The sequence below is a fragment of the Streptomyces sp. NPDC059169 genome (genome assembly GCF_042755225.1).
GTDB lineage: Bacteria > Actinomycetota > Actinomycetes > Streptomycetales > Streptomycetaceae > Streptomyces.
The window spans coordinates 58,639-84,733 of sequence record NZ_JBHZCF010000026.1 but is presented as its reverse complement, the minus strand read 5'-3'; the positions used below and the strand labels follow the sequence as shown (position 1 = coordinate 84,733).

Below are 26,095 nucleotides of genomic sequence, written 5' to 3'. Positions count from 1 at the left end.
GAGGCGCTTAGGGATCTCATGTCCTCCTTCTTCAGCGATCTGGCACTCCAGTACATCGATGGTGAATGGCGCCCGGGCAGCGGCTCCTGGGACGTCATCGACTTCAATCCGTACGACGAGGAGAAGCTCGCCTCCATCACCATCGCCACGGCGCAGGAGGTGGACCTGGCCTACCGGGCCGCGGAGCGTGCGCAGATGAAGTGGGCCGCGACCAGTGCCTACGTGCGCCGGGACATCTTCGAGCGAGCCCTGCGGATCATCGAGGACCGCGAGGCGGAGATCTCCGACGCGATCGTCGCCGAGCTGGGCGCCACGCGGGGCACGGTCGGGTTCGAGTTGCAGCTCGCCAAGGAGTTCCTGCGCGAGGCGATGCAGTTGCCCTTCCGGCAGGAGGGCCGCGTCCTCCCGTCCCCGGTCGACGGCAAGGAGAACCGGGTCTACCGGCTCCCCGTAGGGGTGGTGGGGGTCATCAGCCCCTTCAACTTCCCCTTCCTGATGGCGATCAAGTCCGTCGCGCCGGCGTTGGCGCTGGGCAACGGTGTGGTCCTCAAGCCGCACCAGCACACGCCGGTCTGCGGGGGTTCCCTGGTGGCGAAGGTGTTCGAGGACGCCGGGCTGCCGCCCGGACTGTTGAACGTCGTGATCACCGATATAGCGGAGATCGGCGACGCGCTCATCGAACACCCCGTCCCCAAGGTCATCTCCTTCACCGGGTCCGACCGGGTCGGCCGTCACGTAGCGACCGTCTGCGCGGCCCACCTCAAGCACGCCGTCCTTGAAGTCGGCGGCAACAGCGCCTTCATCGTGCTCGATGACGCCGACGTCGACGATGCCGTCGAAGCGGCGGTCTTCAGCCGGTACCTGGACCAGGGGCAGGTCTGCATGGCGGCCAACCGCATCCTGGTCGACCGCACGGTGGAGCAGGAGTTCACGGAGAAGCTGGTTGCCAAGGTGAGGTCCCTCGTGGTGGGCGACCCGGCCGACGCGGGGACCCATATCGGCCCGCTCATCGACTTCCGGCAGGTAGAAGCGGTGATGGGCCTGGTCGAGCAGTCCGTCGAGCACGGTGCGACGGCGTTGCTCCGGGGCGGCGCGGACGGCAACGTGGTCTCCCCGTCCGTGCTGACCGGGTTGGCCCCCGACGCCTCCGTCCTGGCACAGGAGGTCGTCGGCCCGGTCGTGCTCCTCGTGCCGTTCGACGGCGAGGAGGAGGCGGTCCGGATCGCCAACGACACCCCGTACGTGTTGAGCGGAGCCGTCCACACCGGGGACGTCGAGCGGGGTATCGCGCTCGCCCGGCGGATCCACACCGGAATGATCCACGTCAACGACTCCACCGTCCACGACGAGCCGATCGTGCCCTTCGGCGGCGAGAAGGCATCGGGCCTCGGACGGCTGAACGGCGAGGCGATGGTGGAGGTGTTCACCTCGCGGAAGTGGATCTCGGTGCAGCGGGGGCGTTCCGTCGTTCCGTTCTGACGGTCGGCGCCAGTACGGGCGATCGCCGTTCTCGGCTCGTTCGGGGGGAACCGGAGTGCCGTGGGTTTGAGGACAGAAGCTGACCGCAAGGATCCGTAGCGTGTGTGGTGACAGGGCGGCAGGAGCCGTCGCACCGGCAGCTACCGGAAGGCAGACGTCATGGTCACTCACGTTCCCGCAGAGGCGCACGGCGACGAGCGCGGGGCGCTGCTCGGCTTCGTCGAGGCGCAGCGCGGCGCGATCCGCCGGTCCGTCCTCGGGCTGACCGAGGAGCAGGCGGCGAGCCGGCCCAGCGCGAGCGAGCTCTCGCTGTCCGGACTCCTCAAGCACGTCGCGGAGTGCGAGCTGAACTGGTTGCGGATGGCGCAGCAGCGGACGAACGAGCGGCAGCGCACCGAAGAGACGTGGAGCGAAGGGTTCCGGCTCGTGGGGGAGGAGACGGTCCCGGAGATGCTGGCCTTCTGGGACGGCGTCGCCAAGGAGACCGAGGAATTCATCCGCTCGGTGCCGAGCATGAACGACACCTTCCCGTTGCCCGAAGCGCCGTGGTTCCCCGAGGACGGGCGGGTCTCGATGCGCTGGCTGTTGGTCCATCTGGTCGAGGAGATCGGGCGCCACGCGGGCCACGCGGACATCATCCGCGAGTCGCTGGACGGTAAGACGGCCTTCGAGCTCGTCGACCTCGAGAGCAGCCGGAGCGCGGTCGACTGACCGGAAAAGGAAGCCTCCCCGTGCGTCCGCGGTGTCTCTGCCACACGCTAGGGAACATGAGTGAAGACGGAGTGGTCCCGGTCCCGGTGGTCGTCCTCCCCGTCATCCCCGGCGATCCGCCGTTCCGGCTGGTCGAGATCAACGGGGAGACGGTGGGGACCGCCCACGACATGCTGGATGTGATCAAGCTGGCGCTCGGCGCGGGGCTGAAGCACCTCGACCTCGACGATCCCGCGGCTGTGACGTGGGTCGGCGGGGGCAAGTACAAGTGGTCGCCGTAGCGGGCCCGCCCCTCCGGCGGCGTGGCGGGACGGGGAGACGCGGGGGCCGGCGATCCGGCGCACGGTGCCGGGGCGTGCGGCAGCAGGGGCCGTGCACGGCCGGGGGCGCCTTGCTGCACTCAGAGGTGGCGAAGCCGCCCGGCCGTGCCCTGCTGCCGGCACCCTGACCGTGTCCACCGCCCTCGGGACCCGGGGCGGTCAGGACCTGCTGCCCGCAGTCGGCCTTCCGGGAACGGCCGGGCCCGGAGCAGGTGCGGTGCGCCCGCGTCTCGTGTGCTCGGCCGCCGCGGCTGCGAGAGCGGCGCTCAGCGAGATCAGGCCGCCCGCGCACAGCCCGGACCGTGCGCCGAAATGCTCGGCGAGGAGGCCGACGAAGAGAGCCCCGAGCGGTGCGGAACCCTGCAGGATCAGGGTGTACAGGGCCATGACCCGCCCGCGGTACCGGGGATCGCTGCCCAGCTGGATCCGGTGGTTGGCGGCCTGCGCGAAGTACATCGAGGCGAAGCCGGTGAGGGCGAGCAGCACCATGGCGGCGCCGAAGCCGGGGGCGAGCCCGGCGGCCGCCTCCAGCACGCCGAACGCGAAGGCGGCACCGATCACCACCCGTTCGGGGGGACGGCCGCGCCGGGCCGTACCGGCGAACGCGGCCAGCAGCGAACCCGCGGCCACCGCGGTCGTGAGCAGACCGAAGGCGGCCGCCTCTGCATGGAACACCGTCTTCGCCATGAGCGGCAGCGTGAGCTGGAGGTTGAGGCCGAACAGCCCGATCACCGCCACCAGCACGAGCGGGGGGACGAGATCCCGACGGTCCCTCAGATGGGCGAGTCCGTCCAGGACGCGGACCCTGGAAGCGGGGCGGGCGCCGCGTTGCAGCTCGTCCGGCCGCATCATGAGCAGGGCGACGACGGTCGCCAGGTAGCTGGCCGCGTTGAGCAGCATGACCGGGCCGGTGCCCAAGGCACTGATCAGGAGCCCGGCCAGAGCGGGCCCGAGGACGCGGGCGGCGTTGAAGTACGCGCCGCTCAGTGACGAGGCGTTGGGGAGCAGTTCGGTGCCGACGAGCTCCCCGACGAAGGAGATCCGGGTCGGTACCTCGACGGCGTTGACGGTGCCGAGGGCGACGGCGAACACGTACAGGTGCCACAGGTGGACCCCGTCCGCCAGCACCAGCAGCGCGAGCGACAGACTCAACATCGCCGAGGCCAGGTTCGCGGCGGTGAGCAGGGCGCGCTTGTCGAAGCGGTCCGCGAGCCGGCCGCCCAAGAGGGTGAGCAGCAGCACGGGGGTGAACTGGAGGCCGGTCACCGTGGCCAGTGCGGCGCTCGAGTCCCGGGTGAGGCCGAGGACCAGCCAGTCCTGGGCGACGACCATCATCCAGGTGCCGGTCATGGAGGTGATCTGACCGAGCACGAAGAGCCGGAAGTTCCGCACCGACAGGGACCGGAAGGCGGTGGTGACGGCCTTGTGCAGGAACGATCCGCTCATACGGTGCCCCGTCGCAGCAGACATTCCTCCAGGAACCCCAGCGCGCGCAGGTGGTAGGAGCGTGCCGCGTAGCCGAGGCTGATGTTGTGGCCGGCGTCCGGTTGGCGGTCGACGACGACGCGCGGCGCCGAGGTCAACCGGGACGCGAGGTCGGCGAGCGTCCCGGGGTCGTGGCGCCACCAGTACTCGTGCTCCGCGAAGGTGAACCGGACCGGTACCCGGATCCGCGGCGCCAGCCCGGCGAAGCACTCGGGCCATTCCTCGGCTGCCAGGCGCTCGCGCGCCGGCATGGGTGAGAAGAGACCCTCGCGAGCCTGGAACGTGCCGGACGGGTAGAGGGAGAGCCGCCCCCAGTTCCTCTTCCAGTGCGCCCGTTCGAGAGCGTCGGGAAGGTCCTCCGGCAGTACGTCGTACCGGTGCCCGCAGCCCGAGACGTCCACCCCGAGCAGCCGGTTCGCTCGATCGCCCGCCGCGGTGGTCAGCGCCAGCTTCCCGCCGAAGGAGTGGGCGAGCAGGAAGAGTCCCGCACCGGTTTCGTAGCGCGAGCAGAAGTCGTCGAGCGCGGCCTGCAGCGTGCCGGTCTGCTCGACGAGGGTCTGCCCCTCGGGGAGCAGCTCGGCCGACTGCCCGTAACCCGGCCGGTCCACGGCCAGGACCGTGAAGCCGAGCGCCGAGCCCAGCTCGAGCAGCGACAGGTCCGGGTGCGCCTGGCCGTCGAAGTACCCGGCGCTCATTCCCGCGCCGTGCAAGGCGATCACCGTCGCCCGTGGAGCCGTACCCTCCGGCTCGCGCAGCAGCGCGGACAGGGCGAGGCCGGAGGCGTCCAGACTGATCGGGCGTCTGCCCCGGGACGGAGCCTGTGGGCTTGCGGTCATGGGCCTACCTCACCATCGGGGAGCCCGGTCGGCGACGTGGCGAGGCCGTGGAGTCCTCCGTTGTGCCGTTCCGTGGCCCGTTGCCGTGGCCCGTTCCTCGTCGCCGGGAGCCGGTGCCCCTGCGCCCCGGCACCACCTGCTCCGCTCCTGCCCCAGGCCGCGTGCGGGTGCCGCGGTCCGGTACGTCTCCGCCGGGCCGTGCTCCGGCCGTCCTCGACTCGAGCCGGCGGAGCCGCCCGGTGGTAATCCCCCGCAGGAAAAGGAGGTTGACCGGCTGTGGCGTGGCAGGCCGGATCCGCGAGCCTCGTGTGCATGAACCCCACCGGCAAGAGAAGAACCCCGTGGACCGCCGTCTCCGCAGCCGTCTCCGCGGCCCTCCTGGCGGTCGCCGCCCCGCTCGGCACGGCGGTCGCCGCCCCGGCGGCCGCACCGACCCCCGCCCTGGAGTGGACCGCCTGCCCGGGCCGGGGGCTGGACCCCCGACAGGAATGCGCGTGGCTCAAGGTGCCGATGGACCACGCCCACCCGGACGGTCCCCGGATCACCGTCGCCGTCTCCCGCATCCGCGCCGAGAAGCCGGCCGCCCGACGTGGAGCCCTGATGCTGATCCCGGGCGGCCCCGGCACCTCCGGGATCAACGACCCCTCGGGCAAGGGGCAGAAGCTTCCGCAGGAGGTCCGGGACGCCTACGACCTGATCGGTTTCGCTCCGCGCGGGCTGGCCCCGTCCACCACCGTCGACTGCGCGCTCGACCGGGCCGACCTGGCCCTGACGACGCTGCGGCCCTATCCGGCCGCGGACGGTTCCATCACGCAGAACATGACCGCCGCCCGCCGGATGACCGACGCCTGCGTACGCAACGGTGGTGAGCTGATGCGACACATCAGCACCGTCGACGAAGCCCGTGACATCGACCGGATCCGGGCAGCTCTCGGCGAACGCCGGCTCTCCGCGTGGGGCGTGTCGTACGGGACGTACGTCGGTGCCGTCTACAGCCAGCTGTTCCCGCACCGTACCGACCGCGTCGTGCTGGACAGCAACGACGACCCGGACCCCACCCGGGTGGCCCGTGCCTGGCTCGCGGGCTTCGAGACCGGGGTGGAGGACACCTTCCCGGTCTTCGCGGCGTGGGCGTCCGCGCCCGGGAACCCGGACCGTCTGGCCGGGACCGCGGCCGAGGTGCGGCCGCTGTTCCTGCGCCTGGCGGCGCAGTTGGACCGCGAGCCGGTCCCCTGGCCGGGCGCCAACCCCGAGGAGCTGAACGGCAACGTCCTGCGCCAAGCCGCGGTCGACGCCTTCTACGCGCCGGCGAGCCGCTTCCCGTCCCTGGCGAAGCTGGTGCGCGCCGCGCAGCACCGCACGGTGCCACCCGCGCCCCCGGCCCCCTCCGAGGCGCTGCAGCAGAACGGCGCCGCGGTCGCTGCCGCGACCCTCTGCAACGACGTGGCGTGGCCCACCTCGGCCGCCGGCTACCGCGCGGACGTCCGGAAGAGCCGTGCGGAGTACCCGCTGACCGCGGGCATGCCCCGCAACGCGCTGGTCTGCGCCGCCTGGCCCTACCCGCCGCGGCACGCTCCCGTGCGGATCACCGGGCGTGGGCCCTCCAACGTCCTCCTCGTACAGAACGCGCGGGACGTCGGGACTCCGCTGAGCGGCGCCCTGAAGCTCCGCGCGGCTTTCGGCTCCCGCGCCGTCATGGTGACGGTGGACTCCACGGGGCACGGCGCCTACCTGGCACACGGGAACGCGTGTGGCGACCGCACGGTGTCCCGGTTCCTGGCGACCGGCGAGCGCCCGCGCGGGGACGTCCGCTGCGGCTAGCGGACCAGCCGGAGCCGCGGGTGGGCAACGGGTACCGAGCCCCGCGGGTCCGGCGGTGCGGCCACCTGGCCGGTGCCCGTCCGCAGGCACCGGCCAGGTGGCCGTGGACCCCAGGAGCACCGGGTCCCGGGGGAGGGCGCAGCGGGGGTCGGGCCCCGGCGGCGCCTGCGGGGGACCGAGGCCGCCTGGGGCGTGTTGCGAAAGTCCCTCCTGGCCCGCGACGCCTGGCATGCACGCTCGCTGCGTTGTCGGAGTCATCCAAGTACGTCCAGTACGAGGATGATCCTCCGCCTTGCGATCGCACGCACCAGACGCCGCAGGCCCCGCCCTGCGGGCGGACGGAGCTACTTTCACAACAAGCTAGTGGTGGAAGCCCGTGGCCGCCGACTTGTCCGTGCTGAGCGGTTCGCTCTGGGCACGAAGCTCGGGCAGGATCCGCTCGAGGTCCTCCAGCAGCATGGTCGCCAGGTCGGCGGAAAAGCCGTTGCGGCACACGAACCGCAGCACGGACAGGTCGGTGCGGTTCTCCGGGAAGGTGTAGGCGGGCACCAGCCAGCCGCTCTCGCGCAGCCGTCGCGAGACGTCGAAGACGTCGAAGTTCGTGATGCCGGGCGCGGTCGTGAGGGCGAACACCGGCAACTGGTCGCCCCGGGTGAGCAGGGTGAAGTCGCCCAGGGACTCGATCTTCGCCGCCATGGTGCGGGCGACGTCCCGCGTCGTCTGCTGCACGGCGCGGTAGCCCTCTCTGCCGAGTCGCAGGAAGGTGTAGTACTGCGCCACGACCTGCGCCCCGGGACGCGAGAAGTTGAGGGCGAAGGTTGGCATGTCCCCGCCCAGGTAGTTGACCCGGAACACCAGGTCCTCGGGGAGGTCCTCGTGCGTGCGCCACAGCGCCCATCCGACGCCCGGGTACACCAGCCCGTACTTGTGCCCCGACGTGTTGATCGACGAGACCCGCGGCAGGCGGAAGTCCCAGACCAGTTCCTCGTCCACGAAGGGCGCGACCATCGCCCCGGACGCGCCGTCCACGTGCACCGGGACGTCCAGGCCCGTGCGCTCCTGGAGGGCGTCCAGTGCCGCGCAGATCTCGCCGACGGGCTCGTACGACCCGTCGAAGGTGGATCCGAGCACGGCGACGACCCCGATGGTGTTCTCGTCGCACAGCGCGGCGGCGGCCTCCGGGTCCAGGTGGAAGCGGTCGCCCTCCATCGGCACCAGCCGCGGTTCGACCTCCCAGAAGTTGCAGAACTTGTCCCAGCAGACCTGCACGTTGATGCCCATGACCAGGTTGGGCCGGGCGCCGGGCCCCGGGTAACGGTCGGCGTTCCGCTTGATCCACCGGCGCTTCAGTGCCATCCCGGCCAGCATGCACGCCTCGCTGGACCCCGTGGTGGAGCAGCCGACGGCCGTCTCCGGCTCCGGCGCGTGCCAGAGGTCGGCGAGCATGGCGACGCAGCGGCGCTCCAGTTCCGCCGTGCGGGGGTACTCGTCCTTGTCGATCATGTTCTTGTCGCGGCACTCGGCCATCAGCATCCCGGCCTGCGGCTCCATCCAGGTCGTCACGAAGGTCGCGAGGTTGAGCCGGGAGTTGCCGTCCAGCATCAGCTCGTCGTGGACCAGTTGGTACGCGGTCGACGGTGTCATCGGCCGTTTCGGCAGCCGGTGCTTGGGCGGGGCGGCGGTCATGTCGGTGACCGGGTTCGCCTCCCCGTAGAACGGGTTCATCGAGAGCCTGCGGAGCTCCTTGCTGTCCTCGCGGCCGGTGCCGCCCTTGTGCAGAGCCATCGGTGACTGCCTTTCAGTGCAGGGGTGTGCCGTCGGGGTGGAGTTGCATCAGGGGCCGTCCGGTGACCAGCAGCCAGGCGGGTACGACGGCCACGCACAGCAGGGGGAGCACATGGGGGTCGGCGGCCAGTACGCCGGCGGTGAACAGGCTCAGCCACCCGTGCCGGGTGATGGCCAGCAGCACGCCGAGCACACCGCAGACCGCGCCGAGCGTCGGATGGACCTCCGGCACGAGGGCGCTCACGCCCAGTCCGAGGGCGACCCCGACGAACACGGACGGGAAGATCCGTCCGCCGCGGAAGCCGCACGCCGCGGCGATGGTGAGCGCGGCCAGCTTCACCACGGTCATCAGTGCGAACTGCCCGGACGACCAACCCGAGGGGTCCCGGGCCAGCTGCCCGACTTCCGAGAGGCCCTTGAACAGGGTCAGCGGCCCGCCGAGCGCGCCGAGGAGTCCCAGCACCAGGCCGCCGGCTGTGATCATCACCGCGGGGTACCGGAGCCGCCGGAAGAGGGCGTGGATGCGGGGGAAGGCCCACACGGCCGCCATGCCGAGCAGGGCGCCGAGCGAGGACACCGCGAGCGCCGCCGGCACGTCGCCCCAGTGGAACGTGGAGAGAACGGGCAGGTTCAGGTCGAAGGTGGGGTGGGCGAGCAGGACGGTGGTCGCCCCGCCGGCCCCCGCGGCGATGACCGGTCCGAACAGCTTGTCCCAGAGCGCCCCAGGACCCGGTACTGCCACGATGCTCTCGGTCAGGATGAGCACGGCGCCCACGGGCGTCCCGAACAGTGCGCCGATCGTGCCCGCGCCGGCCAACGACAACCACAGCTGCGCGGGGGACGCGGGCATCGCCTTGCGGCCCAGCCAGTGGGCGAGCGCGATGTTGGAGGCTGTGATGGGGTTCTCGGGCCCGAGGCTGACCCCGCCGGCCAGCGCCAGTGCGGCCGCCAGCAGGAGTCCCGGCACCACCGGGGCGGGCAGCGGTGGATCGACGAGCCCCGTGGTTGCGGGATCGGGCCCGGCGTGCCCGTACACCTTCCACACCACGAGCCCCACCGCGGCACCGGTCGCCGTGAGCACCACGATGGTCCAGGGCGCCGAGTACCCGCCGATGCCGAGGGCGCCGGGGACGATCGACCACAGGACGTCCTTGAGCCGGTCCGCGAGCCAGGTCAGGGCCAGCAGGAGGAGGCTCGAGGCGACGCCGACGACGAGCGCGGGGACGATCAGCGGCAGGAGCGCGCGGGCCGGGGTGGCGGCCGGAGGCGCGTCGGTCGTCGTCACGGCCTCACGATAACGGGGCTAACTCTAGTATTTCGGTCATAACGCTCGGCGGCTCCGGGCGGGCGTGGTCGCCTCGAGGGCCGGGACGAAGAAGCGCAGGACGGCCTGCGGCGCGAGGACCGCGGCCAGCGACCGCACCCCAACGCCGCTGCCGCCCAACCCGCGAGCGCCCCACGCCGCTCGGGCGCGGGGGTGCGTGCGGCCGGCGGCGCCCGTGCCCGCGGGGCCTGCGTACCGCGGTGGTCGGCCCGACGCCGTGCGGAGAACGCCGTACCGCCCGTGCCCGCCGCGCGGGGGCGGCATCACTGCCTGGCGATCACCACGGCGGTGCCGTACGCGCACACCTCGGTGCCCACGTCCGCCGCTTCCGTCACGTCGAACCGGAACATCAGCACGGCGTTCGCGCCCCGGGTGCGGGCCTGCTCGACGAGCCGCTCCATCGCCTGGTTGCGGGTCTCCACCAGCGTCTTCGTGAGCCCCTTCAACTCGCCGCCGATCATCGACTTCAGTCCGGCACCGATCTGGCTGCCCAGGTGCCGCGAACGCACCGTCAGTCCGAAGACCTCACCGATCACCCGCTCCACCCGGAAGCCGGGCACGTCGTTCGTCGTGACGACCAGCACATCCGGCTGGGGGCCTTGTCCGCCGCCGTAGTCATCGATACCCATGGCCACAGCTTCGTGGTCGTCCGTCCGCCCCGCATCCGGAGGGAGCAGGTGGAACCCGCCTCCCTCCGGATGCGTTGATACGTTTGGGCAGCCGTTACGCCGCATCGACTACCACCCACAGGAGCCCGGATCTCGTGAACACCCTTGCTCTCGGACCGAGCTGGCTGGACCCGGACTACCTGATCACCACGTTCGGCCTGATCGGCGTGCTCGCCATCGTGTTCGCCGAGTCAGGTCTGCTGATCGGGTTCTTCCTGCCGGGCGACTCGCTGCTCTTCACCACGGGGCTCCTGGTGACGACCGATGTGATCAAGCAGCCCCTGTGGCTTGTCTGCACCCTCGTCGTGCTGGCCGCGATCATCGGCGACCAGGTCGGCTACCTCTTCGGCCGCAAGGTCGGCCCCGCCCTCTTCCGGCGCCCGGACTCCAAGCTGTTCAAGCAGGAGAACGTGGAGAAGGCGCACGAGTTCTTCGAGAAGTACGGCCCGAAGTCGCTCGTCCTGGCCCGCTTCGTGCCCATCGTGCGCACCTTCACACCGATCGTCGCCGGTGTGAGCCGGATGAACTACCGCTCGTTCATCACCTACAACGTCATCGGCGGCATGCTCTGGGGCGCGGGCGTCACGCTGCTCGGCTCTGCTCTCGGCAACGTGGAGTTCGTCCACAAGAACATCGAGCTGATGCTCATCCTCATCGTGCTGATCTCGGTCGTCCCGATCGTGATCGAGTTCCTGCGGGCCCGTTCCAAGGGCAAGAAGAAAGCGTCCGCCGACCCCGGGGTCCCGGCGCCGCCCGCCCCTCGCGGGCGCCACGCGAAGCGCTAGAAGCCCCTGGTGCGCTTGGCGGCGCGACGACGCCCGGCAACGGCCGGGCTGCGCAGGAACAGCCGGGCCATCTCGCCACCGAGGTTCACGCCGATCGCGATGGCCAGGGCCAGCGCCGCGGCCCGGGCCAGCGAGGCGAAGCCCAGGTCGGTATCGGCCTGGGCGATGTGCAGTACGCCGAAGTAGGTCGCGCTACCGGGCAGCAGCGGACCGATCGCGGCCGTCACGTACGGCAGCGACGAGGTGTGCTGGAACCGGGCGAGCAGTTGCCCGAAGAGGCCCACCACCCCGGCCGCCACCGCCGTCGCCAGGACCGCCGACCCCCCGGCCGTCACCGCGATCGCCGCGTACACCACCCAGGCGACCCCGCCGTTCGCGGCCGCGACCAGCACGGTGGAACGGTCCTGCTGGAGCAGCACGGCGAAGACCAGGCAGAGCACCATGGACGCCAGGATCTGCACCACGGGCCGCTGCACGGTGCCCAGGGCCCCCTCCGGATTGAGGTTCGCATGGAACTGCACGCCCACGTAGAGCACCGTGAGTACCCCGACGACGATCGCCACGAAGAAGTAGGCGACCTCGAGCAGCCGGGCTGAGGCGGTGATGTAGTAGCCGGTCAGGCCGTCCTGCACGGCCGCCACCAGCGCCCGCCCCGGGATCAGTGCGAAGAGCCCACCGGTGATGACCGCCGACGGGCGCAACCCGGCGTGGACCGCGCTCAGTGCCACCCCGATCGCCGCCGGCGGCATCGCCGCCACCACGAACTGGTAGAACTCCGGCAGCCCCCGCCCGGCGCACAGCCAGGCGAGCCGGTCGCCGAGCATCGCGCCGATGGCTGCCGCCAGGAACACCAGCACCCCGCCGCCGACCAGTACGGACGCCGCCCCCGCGAGGACGCCCGCCGCAGTGGTGAGCACCCAGCCCGGGTACGGGTGCCGGTTGCGGCGGATCTCGGCCAGCCGCCGGTACGCCTCGTCCAGCTTGATCTCGTGGTCCCCGGCACTGATGTCGGCGACCAGTTGGTAGACCGCGACCAGGCGCGTGTAGTCGGTGCCCCGGCGGCGCACCGTCCGGTTCGCGGTCACCGGATCGTCCACGAGCGACCGCTGGTACGTGATCGACAGCAGGGTGAAGGTCACGGTCGGCTCGCATTGGTCGAGCCCGTAGGAGCTGCTGACCGCCAGCATCGCGGCTTCGACGTCCTCGGCGCCCTCGCCGCCCGCGAGGAGCAGCTCGCCGATGCGCAGCGTCAGGTCGAGCACGCGCGGTACGGCGGGGCCCGCCTCGTCGGGCCGCTGCACCGGCTCCGGCGCCGGCCGCTCGCTCACCGGCATCCGCAGCATCGTCCGCATCCGGTCCTGCCACGGGGTGTCCTTGGAGAGCTGGACCACCGGGACGCCGTACGCCGGGGTGAACACCGGCAGGGCCTCGTTCGCGCGGTACGTGGACGGCGGAGCGAAGGCCGACCCCTCCGGCTCTGCCGGGGGTTCCGTCATCAGTCCATCCGGGACGGCGAACTCGGAGGTCGGGTGGTCCTCCTCGGGCAGGCCGGGACGGTCCACGCCCTCCGGCGGGACGAACGCGCTCCGCGCCTCGTCCGACTGCGGCTTCCGGTCCGCCTCCGGACCTTCGGGCTCCGCCACCACCGCTCCTCGACTCCTCCCGTGTGGACCCCGTTGCCGCGCCGCTCCGGCGGGCGTCGACGATCATGCCCGTCCGCCTACCCCGGGACCGTGTGCGCTCACCTCCCGGGGGTTCGAACAGTCGTCCGACCTCGTCTGCCGGGGGGCGTGCGGCCAGTATGCGACGAGGCGGTGCACCCCGTGTGGGGTGCACCGCCCGGTCCGTTCACGAGGAGCGCGTCAGTGGGCGCCGCCCTGTGCCTCCAGACGCTTGAAGGACGCCTCGATCTCGGCCTCGGCCTCGGCGCGGCCGACCCAGTTGGCGCCCTCGACGCTCTTGCCCGGCTCCAGGTCCTTGTAGACCTCGAAGAAGTGCTGGATCTCCAGGCGGTCGAACTCCGACACGTGGTGGATGTCACGCAGGTGCTCCACACGGGGGTCGGAGGCCGGGACGCAGAGCAGCTTGTCGTCGCCGCCGGCCTCGTCCGTCATGCGGAACATGCCGATGGCGCGGCACTTGATCAGGCAGCCGGGGAACGTCGGCTCGTCCAGGATGACCAGGGCGTCCAGAGGGTCGCCGTCCTCGCCCAGGGTGTTCTCGACGAAGCCGTAGTCGGCCGGGTAGCTGGTCGAGGTGAAGAGGCGACGGTCCAGACGGATCCGGCCGGTCTCGTGGTCCACCTCGTACTTGTTCCGAGAACCCTTCGGGATCTCGATGGTGACGTCGAACTCCACGGGTGGCACTCCTCCATGATCAACACATATGTAGGTGACGCGGCTATCCGCTATCCGCAGTGATTAAGTGTCCCCTACGCAGGTGGGTGATCGCGAAAGGGGCTGGTCAATGGTGCCCGACCGAGGAACGTGGCAGCTCACGGCAGGCGCGGCCGTGGTCGGCCTCGCCGTGGCGGCCGCGGCGGTGACCGCGACCGGCCCCTGGGACAACGGTCAGCGTACGGCCGAGCGTGAACGCGCCGCTGCCGCCGGGCGCACAGGTGGCGCACATCACGAGCCCGGCGGGCGGGGTAGGACGGCGGTCCCGGGGCCCGTGCCCGCACCCAGTGCCCCGAGTGTGCTCGCCGCTGCCGTCGGCCCCGCCACGCCGGCTGCCCCGGCCCTGCCGGCCGCTGTCTTCGCCAAGGCCCTCGCCCCGCTGATGGGCGACCCCGGGCTCGGCGCGGTGCACACCGCCTCGGTCGTCGATGCGGCCACCGGTGAACAGTTGTACGGGAACGGTGCGAGCACCCCGATGACTCCGGCCTCCACGATCAAGATCGCCACCGCGGTCGCCGTGCTCTCCGCCGCCGGACCCACCCACCGGATCGCGACCACGGCCGTGGCCTCTCCCGACTTCCGCACGGTCGTCCTGGTCGGCGGCGGTGACCCCACCCTCGATGAAGCGGGGTTGCGCACCCTGGCCGCCGGGACCGCCCGCGCCCTGCGTGAGCACGGCGTCAGCACCGTCCGCCTGGGCTACGACACCTCGCTGTACACGGGGCCCGTCCTGCACCCCATCAGCCCCAACCGCAACGTCGCACCCGTCAGTCCCTTGATGCTCGACGAGGGGCGGCTCGACGATTCGACCAGCGGCCCCGCCGACCGCAGCGCCGACCCCGCGGGCGACACCGCCCGCGCGTTCGTCGGCCTGCTCAACGAACACGGCATCAACACCAGGACCGGCCCGGATCCGATCAAGGCCCCCGCCAAGGCCATCCCGCTCGCACGGACGTACTCCGCTCCGATCTCGTCGCTCGTCGAGCGGATGCTGACGAACAGTGACAACGACATCGCCGAAGCCATGGCCCGGCAGACCGCGCTCGCCACCGGCCGTCCGGCGAGCTTCGCGGGGGCCGAAGCCGCCGTCACGGCACGCCTCAAGCAGCTGAAGGTCCCCCTGGCAGGGGCCCGCTTCGCCGACGGCAGCGGGTTGAACCGAGCGGACAAGGTCTCCGCGGCCTGCCTCACCACCCTGCTCACCCGCGCGGCCGACCCGGGCCACCCCGAACTCCGCACCGTCCTCACCGGCTTGCCCGTCGCCGGGTTCACCGGCACTCTCAGCGGCCGCTCCTCGGCCGGATCCGCAGGGCTGGTCCGCGCCAAGACGGGCACCCTCAGCGGTGTCGACACCCTGGCGGGAACGGTGGTCTCCTCCGACGGGCGGCTACTCGCCTTCGCCTTCCTCGCGGCCGGCTCCCCGTCCGCGGAAGCCGCCCGTCCAGCCCTGGACCGCCTCGCAGGAGCCCTGCTGCCCTGAGCGGCCCGGGCCGGCGCAGGTCCGACACCTCACCGTGCACCCGGTCGACAACGTACCGTTGACGCATGACGAGCATCGGTGGTGCCGAGATGGTCGACTGGAACCTCGCGGTCGCGACCGCGATCCGCCTCGTACGGCCGGGGCCCGACGTCAGCCGGGACGAGGCGCGCGCAGTCGTCGCCGAGCTGCGGCGGCACGCCAAGGCCTCCGAAGAACACGTGCGGTCCTTCACCCGCATGGTTCCCGACGGCCACGAGCCCGAGGACACCCCGGTCCTCGTCGTCGACCGTGCCGGCTGGGTCAGGGCCAATGTCGCGGGCTTCCGCGAGCTGCTCAAACCCCTGCTGGACAAGATGCAGCAGCGCCGCGCGGGCAGTGCGGGCGGCACCGTCCTCGGCTCCGTCGGCGGCAAGGTGACCGGTGTCGAGCTGGGCATGCTGCTGTCCTTCCTGGCCTCCCGAGTCCTCGGCCAGTACGAGACCTTCGCCCCGCCCACCCGCGAGCTGCCCGGCGCACCGGCGAGTGGTGGCCGGCTACTGCTGGTCGCACCCAACATCGTCCACGTCGAACGCGAGATGGACGTCGCCCCCCACGACTTCCGGCTCTGGGTCTGCCTCCACGAGGAGACCCACCGCACCCAGTTCACCGCCGTGCCCTGGCTGCGCGACCACCTGGAGGGCGAGATCCAGGCGTTCCTCGCCGAGACCGACGTCGACCCCATGACCGTGCTGGAACGGCTCCGCGAGGCCGCCCAGTCCCTCGCCGGCGGACGCCCCGAGGGGGAGCAGGACGAGGGGCGCTCCTTCGTCGAGATCGTGCAGACGCCCGAGCAGCGCGAGGTCCTCGGCCGGCTGACGGCCGTGATGTCCCTGCTGGAGGGGCATGCCGACTTCGTGATGGACGGCGTCGGCCCCCAGGTCGTGCCGTCCGTCGGGGAGATCCGGGAGAAGTTCCAGCAGCGGCGCGCCCGGGGCGCCTCCCGCCTCGACGTCGCCCTGCGCAAGCTCCTCGGTCTCGACGCCAAACTGCGCCAGTACCGCGACGGCGAGCGGTTCGTCCGGGCCGTGGTCGGCGAGGTCGGCATGGAGGGCTTCAACCGCGTCTGGACCTCGCCGAACACGCTGCCCACCAAGGCGGAGATCGCCAAACCGGCGGATTGGATCGCGCGGGTGCACCGCAAGGCGGACTCATGAGCGCCGAATGGCGGACGGCAGAGCGACTCCGCCCCAATCACCCGTCCGAGGGACCGTAGGCGAGGGGTAGGCGTGCAATGCTCGGGGAACGGCGCGGTTCTGTCACCATCGACGCACTCTGAGTGACCTAACCCCCGTCTCGACTCCGACCGAGGCACCCCCCAACTTCACGAAGGGCACCGGACATGGGTCCCCATCCTGCGGTCGCGGCGATACGCCTGGCGGTCCGCCGCGTACTCCACGATCTACTCACCGAACGGAACGAAGTCCCTCCCGGCGCCGACGGCACCCGGCCCGGGTCCGGACGGAGCCCCGACCGGCCGCCCCTGGTGCTGGTCGCGTGCTCCGGCGGGGCCGACTCCATGGCCCTCGCCTCTGCGCTCGCCTTCGAGGCCCGCAAGCTGGACGTACGCGCCGGCGCCGTCACCGTCGACCACGGCCTGCAGGCCGGGTCGGACCTCCGCGCCGCCGAAGTCGCCGCCCGCCTCACCACCATGGACCTCGATCCCGTCGAGGCCGTCGCCGTCACCGTCGGACGGGACGGCGGACCGGAGGCCGCGGCCCGCGACGCCCGCTACGCCGCCCTGGACGCCGCCGCCGAGCGCCACGGCGCAGCCGCCGTCCTGCTCGGCCACACCCGCGACGACCAGGCGGAGACGGTCCTTCTCGGCCTCGCCCGCGGCTCCGGCATCCGGTCCCTCTCCGGCATGGCGGCCGTCTCGGGGGCGGGCCGCTACCGGCGGCCCTTCCTGCTGTTGGACCGGCAGACCGCCCGCAAGGCGTGCCTGGTACAGCACCTGCCGGTCTGGGACGACCCGATGAACGCCGACCCCGCCTACACCCGCTCCCGGCTCCGCCACGAGGGTCTGCCCGCCCTGGAGAAGGCCCTCGGCAAGGGCGTCGTCGAGGCGCTCGCCCGTACGGCGCAGCTCTCCCGCGACGACGCCGATGCGCTGGACTCCTGGGCCGCGCAGGCGGACGAGACCGTTCGTGACGAATCCGGTCTCCTCGAGTGCTCGAAGCTGCACGCACTGCCCCGTGCGGTCCGCCGCCGGGTGCTCCGCAGGGCCCTGGTCGCAGCGGGTTCACCTGCCGGTTCGCTCTTCGCACGACACGTCGAGGAGGTCGAGCGACTGATCACCGGCTGGCGTGGTCAGAAGCCCCTGAACCTGCCCGGCCGCGTCGAGGCCCGCCGCCAGGGTGGCAGACTGGTCATCCGGCAGGGCTGAGCCGGCACCGGTGCCAGCGGGCCGATGTGCCGACACGGCTAGCGCAGAGACAGGAAGCGACGCGGGTGAACGAGAAGGACATGGGCGCCGACCTCAAATCGGTCCTCATCACCAAGGAAGAGATCGACGCGAAGCTGGCCGAGCTGGCCGCGAAGATCGATGCGGAGTACGCGGGGAAGGACCTGCTCATCGTCGGGGTCCTCAAGGGTGCCGTGATGGTGATGGCGGACCTGGCGCGTGCGCTGTCCACCCCCGTCACGATGGACTGGATGGCGGTGTCCTCGTACGGCGCGGGCACCCAGTCCTCCGGAGTGGTCCGCATCCTCAAGGACCTGGACACCGACATCAAGGGCAAGCACGTCCTGATCGTCGAGGACATCATCGACTCCGGACTCACCCTGTCCTGGCTGCTGTCGAACCTCGGCTCCCGGGAGCCCGCTTCGCTCGAGGTCTGCACCCTGCTGCGGAAGCCGGACGCCGCAAAGGTCTCGATCGACGTGAAGTGGATCGGCTTCGACATCCCGAACGAGTTCGTCGTCGGCTACGGCCTGGACTACGCCGAGAAGTACCGCAACCTTCCGTTCGTGGGCACACTGGCGCCCCACGTCTACGGGGGCTGAAGCACGGGAACCCGGACCGCCCTCCCGCCGTTGGAGCATGGGAAGGCGGTCGCGGGACACCATGCTGAGGTACCGTCCGAAGAACAGTCTTTTCTCATAGCAGCATTTACCTACGGGCAGGAGGGACGGGGCGACATCGCTCCGTATGGATGGACGTGAAGCGATACTTCCGTGGGCCGGTCATGTGGATCGTGCTGGCCGTCCTCGCCGTGGTCGTGCTGATGCAGGTCGTCGGCTCGTCGGGCGGCTACAAGACGGTCGACACCGCCAAGGTTGTCCAGGCGATCAACAAGAACCAGGTCGAGCAAGCCAAGCTGACCACCGGCGATGAGCAGACGATCAAGGTCGAGCTGAAGGACGGCCAGAAGGTCGACGGCAGCGACAAGGTCCAGGCGAGCTACATCGGCGACCAGGGCGTCCAGCTGGCGCAGACCCTGCAGCAGAAGTTCGACGCCGGCGAGATCAAGAAGGGCTACACCGTCTCGCCCGAGCGGCAGAGCCCGTTCCTGTCGGTGCTCCTCACCCTGCTGCCCTTCGTCCTGATCGTGGTCGTGTTCCTGTTCCTGCTGAACCAGGCACAGGGCGGCGGCTCCCGAGTCATGAACTTCGGGAAGTCCAAGGCCAAGCTGATCACCAAGGACACCCCGAAGACGACGTTCTCCGACGTCGCGGGGTCCGACGAGGCCGTCGAGGAGCTCCAGGAGATCAAGGAGTTCCTGCAGGAGCCGGCCAAGTTCCAGGCCGTCGGCGCCAAGATCCCGAAGGGCGTGCTGCTGTACGGCCCGCCCGGTACGGGCAAGACGCTGCTCGCGCGTGCCGTCGCCGGCGAGGCGGGCGTCCCGTTCTACTCGATCTCGGGTTCCGACTTCGTCGAGATGTTCGTCGGTGTCGGAGCCTCGCGAGTCCGCGACCTCTTCGAGCAGGCCAAGGCGAACGCCCCCGCGATCGTCTTCGTCGACGAGATCGACGCCGTCGGCCGACACCGCGGCGCCGGCCTCGGCGGCGGCCACGACGAGCGCGAGCAGACCCTGAACCAGCTCCTCGTCGAGATGGACGGCTTCGACGTGAAGGGCGGCGTCATCCTGATCGCCGCCACCAACCGGCCGGACATCCTCGACCCGGCGCTGCTGCGCCCGGGCCGCTTCGACCGGCAGATCGCCGTCGACCGTCCGGACATGCAGGGTCGACTGGAGATCCTCAAGGTCCACCAGAAGGGCAAGCCGGTCGCCCCGGACGTCGACCTCTCGGCCGTCGCCCGCCGCACCCCCGGCTTCACGGGCGCCGATCTCTCCAACGTGCTGAACGAGGCCGCCCTGCTGACGGCCCGCAGCGACAAGAAGCTGATCGACAACAAGATGCTGGACGAGGCGATCGACCGCGTCGTGGCGGGCCCGCAGAAGCGGACCCGGATCATGTCCGACAAGGAGAAGAAGATCACCGCGTACCACGAGGGCGGGCACGCCCTGGTCGCGGCGGCCTCCCCCAATTCGGACCCGGTGCACAAGATCACGATCCTGTCTCGCGGCCGGGCCCTCGGCTACACGATGGTGCTGCCCGACGAGGACAAGTACTCGACCACGCGCAACGAGATGCTCGACCAGCTGGCGTACATGCTGGGTGGCCGCGCGGCCGAGGAGCTCGTCTTCCACGACCCGACCACGGGCGCGGCGAACGACATCGAGAAGGCCACGGCAACGGCCCGAGCGATGGTCACGCAGTACGGCATGACGGAGCGGCTCGGCGCCATCAAGTTCGGCGGCGACAACACCGAGCCGTTCCTCGGCCGCGAGATGGCGCACCAGCGCGACTACTCGGAAGAGGTCGCGGCGCTGGTCGACGAAGAGGTCAAGAAGCTCATCGAGACCGCGCACAACGAGGCGTGGGAGATCCTCGTCGAGAACCGCGACGTGCTCGACAACCTGGTCCTCGCGCTGTTGGAGAAGGAGACCCTGGGCAAGGAGGAGATCGCCGAGGTCTTCGCCCCGATCGTGAAGCGTCCGGCCCGTCCGGCGTGGACCGGCTCCTCGCGCCGCACTCCGTCCACCCGTCCGCCGGTGCTCTCCCCGAAGGAGCTCGCCCTGACGAACGGTGCGGCGAACGGCGCGGGGCCGGCGGTGACGGATCTCACGAAGGCTCCGACCGATTCAGTCCAGGACGAGCGACCGGAAGCCTGACCAGCGCGTTTGCGGGCGCGGGCGACCGCTCGTCGGAATGAACGCCGCACTTCCCAGGTTCTAACCTGGGAAGTGCGGCGTTTTCGCGCCAAGTCAGACACGAGGAACGAGGCACAGATGACCGACCCGGTGACGCTGGACGGCGAGGGCACCATCGGCGAGTTCGACGAGAAGCGCGCCGAGAACGCCGTGCGGGAGCTCCTCATCGCGGTCGGAGAGGACCCCGACCGAGAGGGCCTCCGGGAGACGCCGGCGCGGGTGGCCCGGGCGTACCGGGAACTCCTCGCCGGGCTGCGCCAGGAGCCGGAAGAGGTCCTCACGACGACGTTCGACCTGGGCCACGACGAGATGGTCCTGGTGAAGGACATCGAGATCGTGTCCCTCTGCGAGCATCACCTGCTGCCGTTCCACGGCGTGGCACACGTGGGCTACATCCCGGCCGACAGCGGCAAGATCACGGGGCTCTCCAAGCTGGCACGGCTGGTCGAGGTCTTCGCCCGGCGGCCGCAGGTACAGGAGCGGCTCACCACCCAGATCGCCGACTCGCTGATGCGGATCCTGGAGGCGCGGGGCGTGATCGTGGTCATCGAGGCGGAGCACATGTGCATGTCCGTGCGGGGAGTCCGCAAGCCCGGAGCCAAGACCACGACGTCGGCGGTGCGGGGACAGCTGCGGGAGGCGTCCACCCGCTCGGAGGCGATGAGCCTGATAATGGCGCGATGAGCGCCGTGCCGCTGCAGTGCCGGGCTCGCTCCGCGCCCCCGCGGCACCGGCACCACCCCGCCCGTACGACGGAAGCGTCCTACGGGGTCGGGACCTGCCCCTTGCCTTCGTCCTCGTCCTCGGGCAGCTTGCAGACCCGCTCAAGGAACAGCGCCGCCGCGACCACGGCGATGCCCGCCAGGACCGAGAAGCCGGCGTAGATCGCCTGGTCGCGGCGGGCAGGGACGTCGAGCGAGCCGAGCAGGAAGACACCGACGCCCGCGTACATCCCGCTGACGAGCGCGGCGACCAGGGCGCTCGCCTGGCCGAAGACCACCGCGCGGACCGCCATCAGGGGTTCGACGCCCTTCGCCTCAGGACGGCGTTCGCGCTGGGCGCGCAGCCGAGAGCGCAGGGAGAGCGCGGTCGCGGCGAGTACCGCCGCGATCGTGGCCAGCACGATGGGCGCGGCGAGCGGGACGCTGGGCAGGGTGCCGAGTGCGTCCCACAGCCTGGCGCCGCCCCAGGACAGCACCCCGGCCACGACGAAGAGCCCGGCCAACATCCTGAGCCGTAGTTGCTTCACCGAGAGTCCTTCGTCGTGGAGTGTGGGGGCGTGGATTGCGGTGTCTGCGGGCTCGCGGACCCCACGAGCCTAACGACTACTCGGGCAGGCGGAGTTCCAGGTCGGCGCGCGGCGCGATGCCTTCCCGGCCGATGTCGGCGAGCAGTTCGGCGACCCTGCCGTGACCCGGCAGCTGGGCCTCCGGGTCCACGTCGTGCCACGGGGCGAGGACGAAGGCACGCTCGTGCGCCCGCGGATGGGGGAGGGTCAGGACGGGGTCGTCGGAGACCTCCTCCGCGTAGGCGACGATGTCCACGTCGAGGGTGCGCGGCCCCCAGCGCTCCTCGCGGACCCGGTAGAAGGCCTCCTCGATGGCCTGCCCGCGCTCCAGCAGGGAGCTCGGCGGCAGGGTCGTCTTCACGACCACCACCGCGTTGTAGTACGACGGCTGGGAGCCCTGCTCGACGCCCCAGGGCTCGGTCTCGTACACGGGGGAGACCGCCTTGACCCGCAGGCCGGGCGTGTCCTCCAACGCGTCGACCGCACCCTGGAGCGTTTCCAACCGGTTGCCCAGGTTCGAGCCCAGGGCGATCACGGCCCGCTTCGGGTTGGACAGGGTGACGTCCGCCGCGTCGACCTGCTCGACCACGGCGGCGGGTACGGGCTGCACGGTGGGGTCGCTCATACTCGGCTCCGGGTGATCGTCACGGTCACGTCGTCGAAGGGCACGGTGATCGGGGCGTCCGGCTTGTGCACGACCACCTCGACTTCCTGGACGCCGGGGTGCTTCAGGCACTGCTGGGCGATGCGCTCGGCGAGCGTCTCGATCAGGTCGACGGGTTCGCCCTGGACCACGTCGACGACCTCTTCGGCCACCACGCCGTAGTGGACGGTCTTCGCCAGGTCGTCGTCGGCCGCAGCGGGGCGGGTGTCGAGGCCGAGCACCAAGTCCACGATGAAGGTCTGGCCTTCCTCACGCTCCCGGGGGAACACGCCGTGGTGCCCGCGGGCCCTGAGGCCGCGCAGCGCGACACGATCCACGCGAATCACTCCTGCTTTCGTAGGGCTGGCGCGCACGCGCCGCGTGCGGGCGGCAGCAATGCACGGAGTCGAATCTACCTGCGAGCACCGACACCGCCCGCCCGAGGGGCCACGGGCGGGTTCGGCCGCGGCTGTTGGCCGCGCCTACCCCGTGTGCAGGAAAACGAACCCCCACGAGCCCGTTTCCCCCTCAGGAGGGCGAATCGCCGCCCTGGTCGTCGTCGGACTCCGCCAGGACGGGCGACCCGTGGTGTGACCAGATTCTCCACCCTGAGGGGGTGCGGCGGAACACGTTCGTGGCGACGACCAGCTGCCCGACCAGCGGGCCGAGCTCGCCCGCCTCCTGGGCGGGCCCCCCGCTGAGGATGTTCTCGGTGCAGGTGACGACGGCGGTGTCACCTGCCACGCTCACCCGCACGTCGGTGAGGAAGAACTGGATGTACTCGGTGTTCGCCATGATCAGTGCGTAGCTGCGCAGGACCTCTCCGCGTCCGGAGAGCACCGGCCACCCCGGGTGGACGACGGAGATGTCGTCCGCTCCCTCGCCGTCCAGCCAGAGCGCGGAGACCTCCTCGAAGTCACCGCGTTCCACCGCCTCGTAGAAGGCGGTGTTGGCCTCCTCGACCCCCTCGACGTCCGTCCGCGGAGTCACCGCGCTCCTTCGACGGCCCGCGCCACCCGCACGGCGTCCGCGGTGGCCCGCACCTCGTGGACCCGGACGGCCCAGGCGCCTTCGTGCGCGGCGATGGCCGACACCGCGGCCGTGGCCGCGTCGCGCTCGCGGGCGGGCGGCGGAGTTTCGGCGCCGTCGGCCAGGACGTGGCCGAGGAAACGTTTACGGGAGGCCGCGACCAGCAGCGGCCGGCCCAGGGAGTGCAGCTCGGCGAGGTGGGCGACGAGCGCGAGGTCGTGCTCGGCCTGCTTGGCGAAGCCCAGACCGGGGTCGATGACGATGCGCTCGGCGGCGACACCGCCCGCGACCACGGCGTCCATCCGGTCGCGGAGCTCGGTGACGACCTCGGAGACGACGTCCCCGTACACCGCCCTGCTGTTCATGTCGGCGCTGAAGCCGCGCCAGTGCATCACGACGAAGGGCACCTCGGCCGCTGCCACGGCCGGGATCATCTGAGGGTCGGCGAGGCCGCCGGACACGTCGTTGACCAGCACCGCACCGGCCGACACCGCGCGGGCGGCGACCGAGGCGCGCATGGTGTCGACGGAGACGGTGACGCCTTCGGCCGCGAGACCCCGCACGACGGGGAGCACGCGGCGCAACTCCTCGTCCTCGTCGACGCGCGTGGCGCCGGGCCGGGTGGACTCGCCGCCCACGTCCACGAGGTCCGCGCCCTCACCGACCAGGTCGAGCCCGTGCTTGACGGCGGCCGTGGTGTCGAACCAGCGGCCACCGTCGGAGAAGGAGTCGGGCGTCACATTGACGACTCCCATGACCGCACAGCGGTCCCACTGCGGCAGGCCCACGGCCGTGCCCCGTCCGCGCAACGTCCTCATACGAACAGACTAGGCCCGTGGGCCGGCGGGCTACGCCGCGCGGACGTTGTGTCCACCGCCCGTGGCGGGCTGGATGTGCGCGCAGGGTCGGGGCGCCGGGGCCGGGCCACGGCGGAACGGCCGGGGCAGCGAGAGGGTCACGAAGCCTTCCGCCTGCATCACCGCGAAGCCGATGCGCGGCAGGTCACGGGTGTTGCGGAAGACCATGAAGCGGGGCTCCCAGCGGGGCTGGAACTTCGCGTTGAACTTGTACAGCGACTCGATCTGGAACCAGCGGGAGAGGAACACCAGCAGCCCCCGCCAGAAGCGCAGGACAGGACCGGCGCCGAGCTTCTCGCCGCGGGCGAGCGCCGAACGGAACATCGCGAAGTTCAGCGAGACCCGCTCGATGCCGAGCTTGGCGGAGGCCTGCAGGGCGGCCACGATCAGCAGCTCGTTCATTCCGGGGTCCGCGGAGCGGTCGCGGCGCATCAGGTCCAGGGACATGCCCTCGGCACCCCACGGGACGAAGTGGAGGACGGCCTTCAGATCGCCGTACGGGCCTGGCTCGCCCTCGTCCGCCTTGTGGGCGGTGGCTATGACGCTGTCGCCGTCCTGGGGGTCGCCGACCCGGCCGAGGGCCATGGAGAAGCCACGCTCCGTGTCGGTGCCGCGCCAGTCCTCGGCGGCCCGGCGTATCCGCTCCAGCTCGCCCTCGGAGAGGTCGCTGACACGCCGGACGCGGGTTTCGTAGCCGTTGCGCTCGATGCGCTTCACCATCTGGCGCACGTTCCGCATGGCGCGCCCGCTAAGCGAGAAATCCGCGACGTCCACCACCGCCTCGTCACCGAGTTCGAGTGCGTCCAGGCCGGTCTCGCGGGTCCACACCTCACCGCCGGTCTCCGAGCAGCCGACGACCGCGGGCGTCCAGGAGTGGGCCTTGGCCTCGTCCATGAAGCGCTCGATGGCGCCGGGCCAAGCCTCGACGTCGCCGATCGGGTCGCCGCTGGCGAGCATCACGCCCGAGATGACGCGGTAGGTGACGGCGGCCTTGCCGCTGGGGGAGAAGACGACGCCCTTGTCCCGGCGGAGGGCGAAGTGGCCGAGGGAGTCGCGGGCGCCGTGCTTGGCGAGCAGGGCGCGCAGCCGGTCCTCGTCGTCCTCGGTGAGGCGGGCGGCGGGGTGCTCGGGGCGGAACGCGAGGTAGATGGTGGTGACGGCGGTGAGCCAGCCGAGGGCGCCGAGGGAGTAGCCGACGGTCCAGTCGACGCCACCGTGGTAGCCGACCGGTCCTTCGAAGCCGAACAGGCCGAACAGGACGTGCTCCAGGCGGTCGGTGAGGCTCGGGTTGCCGACGACCTTGCCGGGGTGGGCGCTGACGATGACGAGGCCGAGGCCGATGGAACCGGCACCCATCAGGACGAAGTTGGCGAGGGCCCGCCAACGGCTGCGGGGGTCGGGCAGGGCCGCGAACTCGCTGCGGTGCCGCAGCAGCAGGGTGAGTAGCAGCAGCGACAGCACCATGCCGATGATCGAGTGCCGGTAGACGAACTGGGCGACGGCGCCCGCCGGCAGCAGGATGACGGCGGCGCGCCAGGCCCGCCGCTTGTGGCGCTTGAGGCCGTGGGCGAGCAGGAGGAGCAGGACGCCGGAGCTGAGCGAGAGGGCGGCGGCGAACGGGCCGAAGGCGCCCGGAAGGACCTCGGCGAGGGCGTGCATCCGGCTGTGCCGGAAGCGGGGGAAGACGCCGGCGGCGATGTCGATCAGGCCGATGAATGTGCAGGCCATGCCGACCAGCGAGGGTACGGATTCGGCGCGCGGGCCGCTCAGGATCCGGCGCACTCGGGCCGGAACCAAGCCCGACTTATCACCATCTATCGACACAGACATCGCTTCCCGTGACTCCGAGAGAGATCGTGGAGTCCAAGGCCGCATCACAAGCTGGCCTGGACGATTTGCGCTCTCTAGGACGGCACTTCCAGGCGGCGGGTTC

24 protein-coding genes are annotated in these 26,095 nt (G+C 71.2%); 11 read left to right on the top strand and 13 right to left on the bottom strand.

Annotated features, from left to right (window positions below):
- Nucleotides 1–18 precede the first annotated feature (18 nt).
- The 3 genes from ACFXOM_RS33610 to ACFXOM_RS33600 all read left to right on the top strand — a co-directional run bounded on the left by ACFXOM_RS33610 (nucleotide 19) and on the right by ACFXOM_RS33600 (nucleotide 2,471).
- Entirely contained in the window at nucleotides 19–1,479 is a 1,461-nt protein-coding gene (locus ACFXOM_RS33610; RefSeq protein ID WP_384947040.1) for an aldehyde dehydrogenase family protein, read from the top strand.
- Between the two features lie 159 nt (nucleotides 1,480–1,638).
- On the top strand, nucleotides 1,639–2,190 hold the full coding sequence (locus ACFXOM_RS33605; protein ID WP_384947042.1) for a DinB family protein: 552 nt from the start codon (nucleotides 1,639–1,641) through the stop codon (nucleotides 2,188–2,190).
- A 56-nt stretch (nucleotides 2,191–2,246) separates the two neighbouring features.
- On the top strand, nucleotides 2,247–2,471 hold the full coding sequence (locus ACFXOM_RS33600; protein ID WP_384940217.1) for a hypothetical protein: 225 nt from the start codon (nucleotides 2,247–2,249) through the stop codon (nucleotides 2,469–2,471).
- Between the two features lie 198 nt (nucleotides 2,472–2,669).
- Here ACFXOM_RS33600 and ACFXOM_RS33595 read toward each other — a convergent pair whose 3' ends face one another.
- Together ACFXOM_RS33595 and ACFXOM_RS33590 are read right to left on the bottom strand one after the other, a co-directional pair.
- The gene (locus ACFXOM_RS33595) at nucleotides 2,670–3,956 is read right to left on the bottom strand and encodes an MFS transporter (protein ID WP_385041081.1); all 1,287 of its coding nucleotides are present in this window, start codon (nucleotides 3,954–3,956) and stop codon (nucleotides 2,670–2,672) included.
- On the bottom strand, nucleotides 3,953–4,831 hold the full coding sequence (locus tag ACFXOM_RS33590; protein WP_384940221.1) for an alpha/beta hydrolase: 879 nt from the start codon (nucleotides 4,829–4,831) through the stop codon (nucleotides 3,953–3,955). Before ACFXOM_RS33590 ends, ACFXOM_RS33595 begins: the two co-directional genes overlap by 4 nt.
- Nucleotides 4,832–5,143: 312 nt before the next feature.
- Here ACFXOM_RS33590 and ACFXOM_RS33585 point away from each other — a divergent pair, with 312 nt between their 5' ends.
- Nucleotides 5,144–6,652, top strand: a complete 1,509-nt coding sequence (locus ACFXOM_RS33585) for an alpha/beta hydrolase (RefSeq protein ID WP_385041078.1) — start codon at nucleotides 5,144–5,146, stop codon at nucleotides 6,650–6,652.
- Nucleotides 6,653–7,012: 360 nt separating this feature from the next.
- Here the strand turns inward: ACFXOM_RS33585 and ACFXOM_RS33580 are convergent, their stop codons facing one another.
- The 3 genes from ACFXOM_RS33580 to ACFXOM_RS33570 all read right to left on the bottom strand — a co-directional run bounded on the left by ACFXOM_RS33580 (nucleotide 7,013) and on the right by ACFXOM_RS33570 (nucleotide 10,390).
- Nucleotides 7,013–8,437: a glutamate decarboxylase gene (locus tag ACFXOM_RS33580; RefSeq protein WP_385041075.1), complete on the bottom strand. Its 1,425-nt coding sequence runs from the start codon at nucleotides 8,435–8,437 to the stop codon at nucleotides 7,013–7,015.
- Nucleotides 8,438–8,450: 13 nt separating this feature from the next.
- On the bottom strand, nucleotides 8,451–9,722 hold the full coding sequence (locus tag ACFXOM_RS33575) for an ion channel protein (RefSeq protein ID WP_384940226.1): 1,272 nt from the start codon (nucleotides 9,720–9,722) through the stop codon (nucleotides 8,451–8,453).
- Nucleotides 9,723–10,024: 302 nt separating this feature from the next.
- On the bottom strand, nucleotides 10,025–10,390 hold the full coding sequence (locus ACFXOM_RS33570; protein ID WP_384940227.1) for a YbjQ family protein: 366 nt from the start codon (nucleotides 10,388–10,390) through the stop codon (nucleotides 10,025–10,027).
- 134 nt (nucleotides 10,391–10,524) lie between these two features.
- On the opposite strand from ACFXOM_RS33570, the gene ACFXOM_RS33565 reads away from it, so the two are divergent.
- Nucleotides 10,525–11,214, top strand: coding sequence for a DedA family protein (locus tag ACFXOM_RS33565; RefSeq protein WP_384940229.1), 690 nt, complete (start codon nucleotides 10,525–10,527; stop codon nucleotides 11,212–11,214).
- Here the strand turns inward: ACFXOM_RS33565 and ACFXOM_RS33560 are convergent.
- Together ACFXOM_RS33560 and ACFXOM_RS33555 are read right to left on the bottom strand one after the other, a co-directional pair.
- On the bottom strand, nucleotides 11,211–12,860 hold the full coding sequence (locus ACFXOM_RS33560) for a threonine/serine exporter ThrE family protein (protein ID WP_384947051.1): 1,650 nt from the start codon (nucleotides 12,858–12,860) through the stop codon (nucleotides 11,211–11,213). The two genes, ACFXOM_RS33565 and ACFXOM_RS33560, sit on opposite strands and share 4 nt — an antisense overlap.
- A gap of 216 nt (nucleotides 12,861–13,076) precedes the next feature.
- Entirely contained in the window at nucleotides 13,077–13,571 is a 495-nt protein-coding gene (locus ACFXOM_RS33555) for an inorganic diphosphatase (RefSeq protein WP_017949744.1), read from the bottom strand.
- 109 nt (nucleotides 13,572–13,680) lie between these two features.
- Between ACFXOM_RS33555 and dacB the strand changes: the two genes are divergently transcribed.
- From dacB to folE, 6 genes are all read left to right on the top strand, one after another.
- Nucleotides 13,681–15,090, top strand: a complete 1,410-nt coding sequence (dacB, locus tag ACFXOM_RS33550) for a D-alanyl-D-alanine carboxypeptidase/D-alanyl-D-alanine-endopeptidase (protein ID WP_384940233.1) — start codon at nucleotides 13,681–13,683, stop codon at nucleotides 15,088–15,090.
- Nucleotides 15,091–15,155: 65 nt separating this feature from the next.
- Nucleotides 15,156–16,283: a zinc-dependent metalloprotease gene (locus ACFXOM_RS33545; protein WP_384940235.1), complete on the top strand. Its 1,128-nt coding sequence runs from the start codon at nucleotides 15,156–15,158 to the stop codon at nucleotides 16,281–16,283.
- 185 nt (nucleotides 16,284–16,468) lie between these two features.
- Nucleotides 16,469–17,512: a tRNA lysidine(34) synthetase TilS gene (gene tilS / locus ACFXOM_RS33540; protein ID WP_384940237.1), complete on the top strand. Its 1,044-nt coding sequence runs from the start codon at nucleotides 16,469–16,471 to the stop codon at nucleotides 17,510–17,512.
- Between the two features lie 80 nt (nucleotides 17,513–17,592).
- A complete protein-coding gene (gene hpt, locus ACFXOM_RS33535; RefSeq protein ID WP_384940356.1) occupies nucleotides 17,593–18,132 on the top strand; it encodes a hypoxanthine phosphoribosyltransferase in 540 nt (179 codons plus the stop codon).
- 149 nt (nucleotides 18,133–18,281) lie between these two features.
- Nucleotides 18,282–20,306, top strand: a complete 2,025-nt coding sequence (ftsH, locus tag ACFXOM_RS33530; RefSeq protein WP_384940239.1) for an ATP-dependent zinc metalloprotease FtsH — start codon at nucleotides 18,282–18,284, stop codon at nucleotides 20,304–20,306.
- A gap of 117 nt (nucleotides 20,307–20,423) precedes the next feature.
- Nucleotides 20,424–21,029: a GTP cyclohydrolase I FolE gene (gene folE, locus ACFXOM_RS33525; RefSeq protein WP_384940241.1), complete on the top strand. Its 606-nt coding sequence runs from the start codon at nucleotides 20,424–20,426 to the stop codon at nucleotides 21,027–21,029.
- 79 nt (nucleotides 21,030–21,108) lie between these two features.
- On the opposite strand, the gene ACFXOM_RS33520 is transcribed toward folE, so the two are convergent.
- From ACFXOM_RS33520 to ACFXOM_RS33495, 6 genes are all read right to left on the bottom strand, one after another.
- On the bottom strand, nucleotides 21,109–21,594 hold the full coding sequence (locus ACFXOM_RS33520; RefSeq protein ID WP_384940243.1) for a DUF3180 domain-containing protein: 486 nt from the start codon (nucleotides 21,592–21,594) through the stop codon (nucleotides 21,109–21,111).
- A gap of 76 nt (nucleotides 21,595–21,670) precedes the next feature.
- Nucleotides 21,671–22,258 carry a 2-amino-4-hydroxy-6-hydroxymethyldihydropteridine diphosphokinase gene (gene folK / locus ACFXOM_RS33515; protein WP_384940245.1) on the bottom strand — a complete coding sequence of 196 codons (588 nt, stop codon included), beginning with the start codon at nucleotides 22,256–22,258 and terminating at the stop codon, nucleotides 21,671–21,673.
- Nucleotides 22,255–22,614: a dihydroneopterin aldolase gene (gene folB, locus ACFXOM_RS33510; protein ID WP_384940246.1), complete on the bottom strand. Its 360-nt coding sequence runs from the start codon at nucleotides 22,612–22,614 to the stop codon at nucleotides 22,255–22,257. Before folB ends, folK begins: the two co-directional genes overlap by 4 nt.
- Nucleotides 22,615–22,804: 190 nt before the next feature.
- Nucleotides 22,805–23,266 carry a nuclear transport factor 2 family protein gene (locus ACFXOM_RS33505; RefSeq protein ID WP_384940248.1) on the bottom strand — a complete coding sequence of 154 codons (462 nt, stop codon included), beginning with the start codon at nucleotides 23,264–23,266 and terminating at the stop codon, nucleotides 22,805–22,807.
- The gene (folP, locus tag ACFXOM_RS33500) at nucleotides 23,263–24,060 is read right to left on the bottom strand and encodes a dihydropteroate synthase (RefSeq protein ID WP_384940358.1); all 798 of its coding nucleotides are present in this window, start codon (nucleotides 24,058–24,060) and stop codon (nucleotides 23,263–23,265) included. The genes ACFXOM_RS33505 and folP overlap by 4 nt, the downstream gene beginning before the upstream one ends.
- A gap of 93 nt (nucleotides 24,061–24,153) precedes the next feature.
- Entirely contained in the window at nucleotides 24,154–25,992 is a 1,839-nt protein-coding gene (locus ACFXOM_RS33495; RefSeq protein ID WP_384940250.1) for a phosphatidylglycerol lysyltransferase domain-containing protein, read from the bottom strand.
- Between the last annotated feature and the right edge of the window lie 103 nt (nucleotides 25,993–26,095).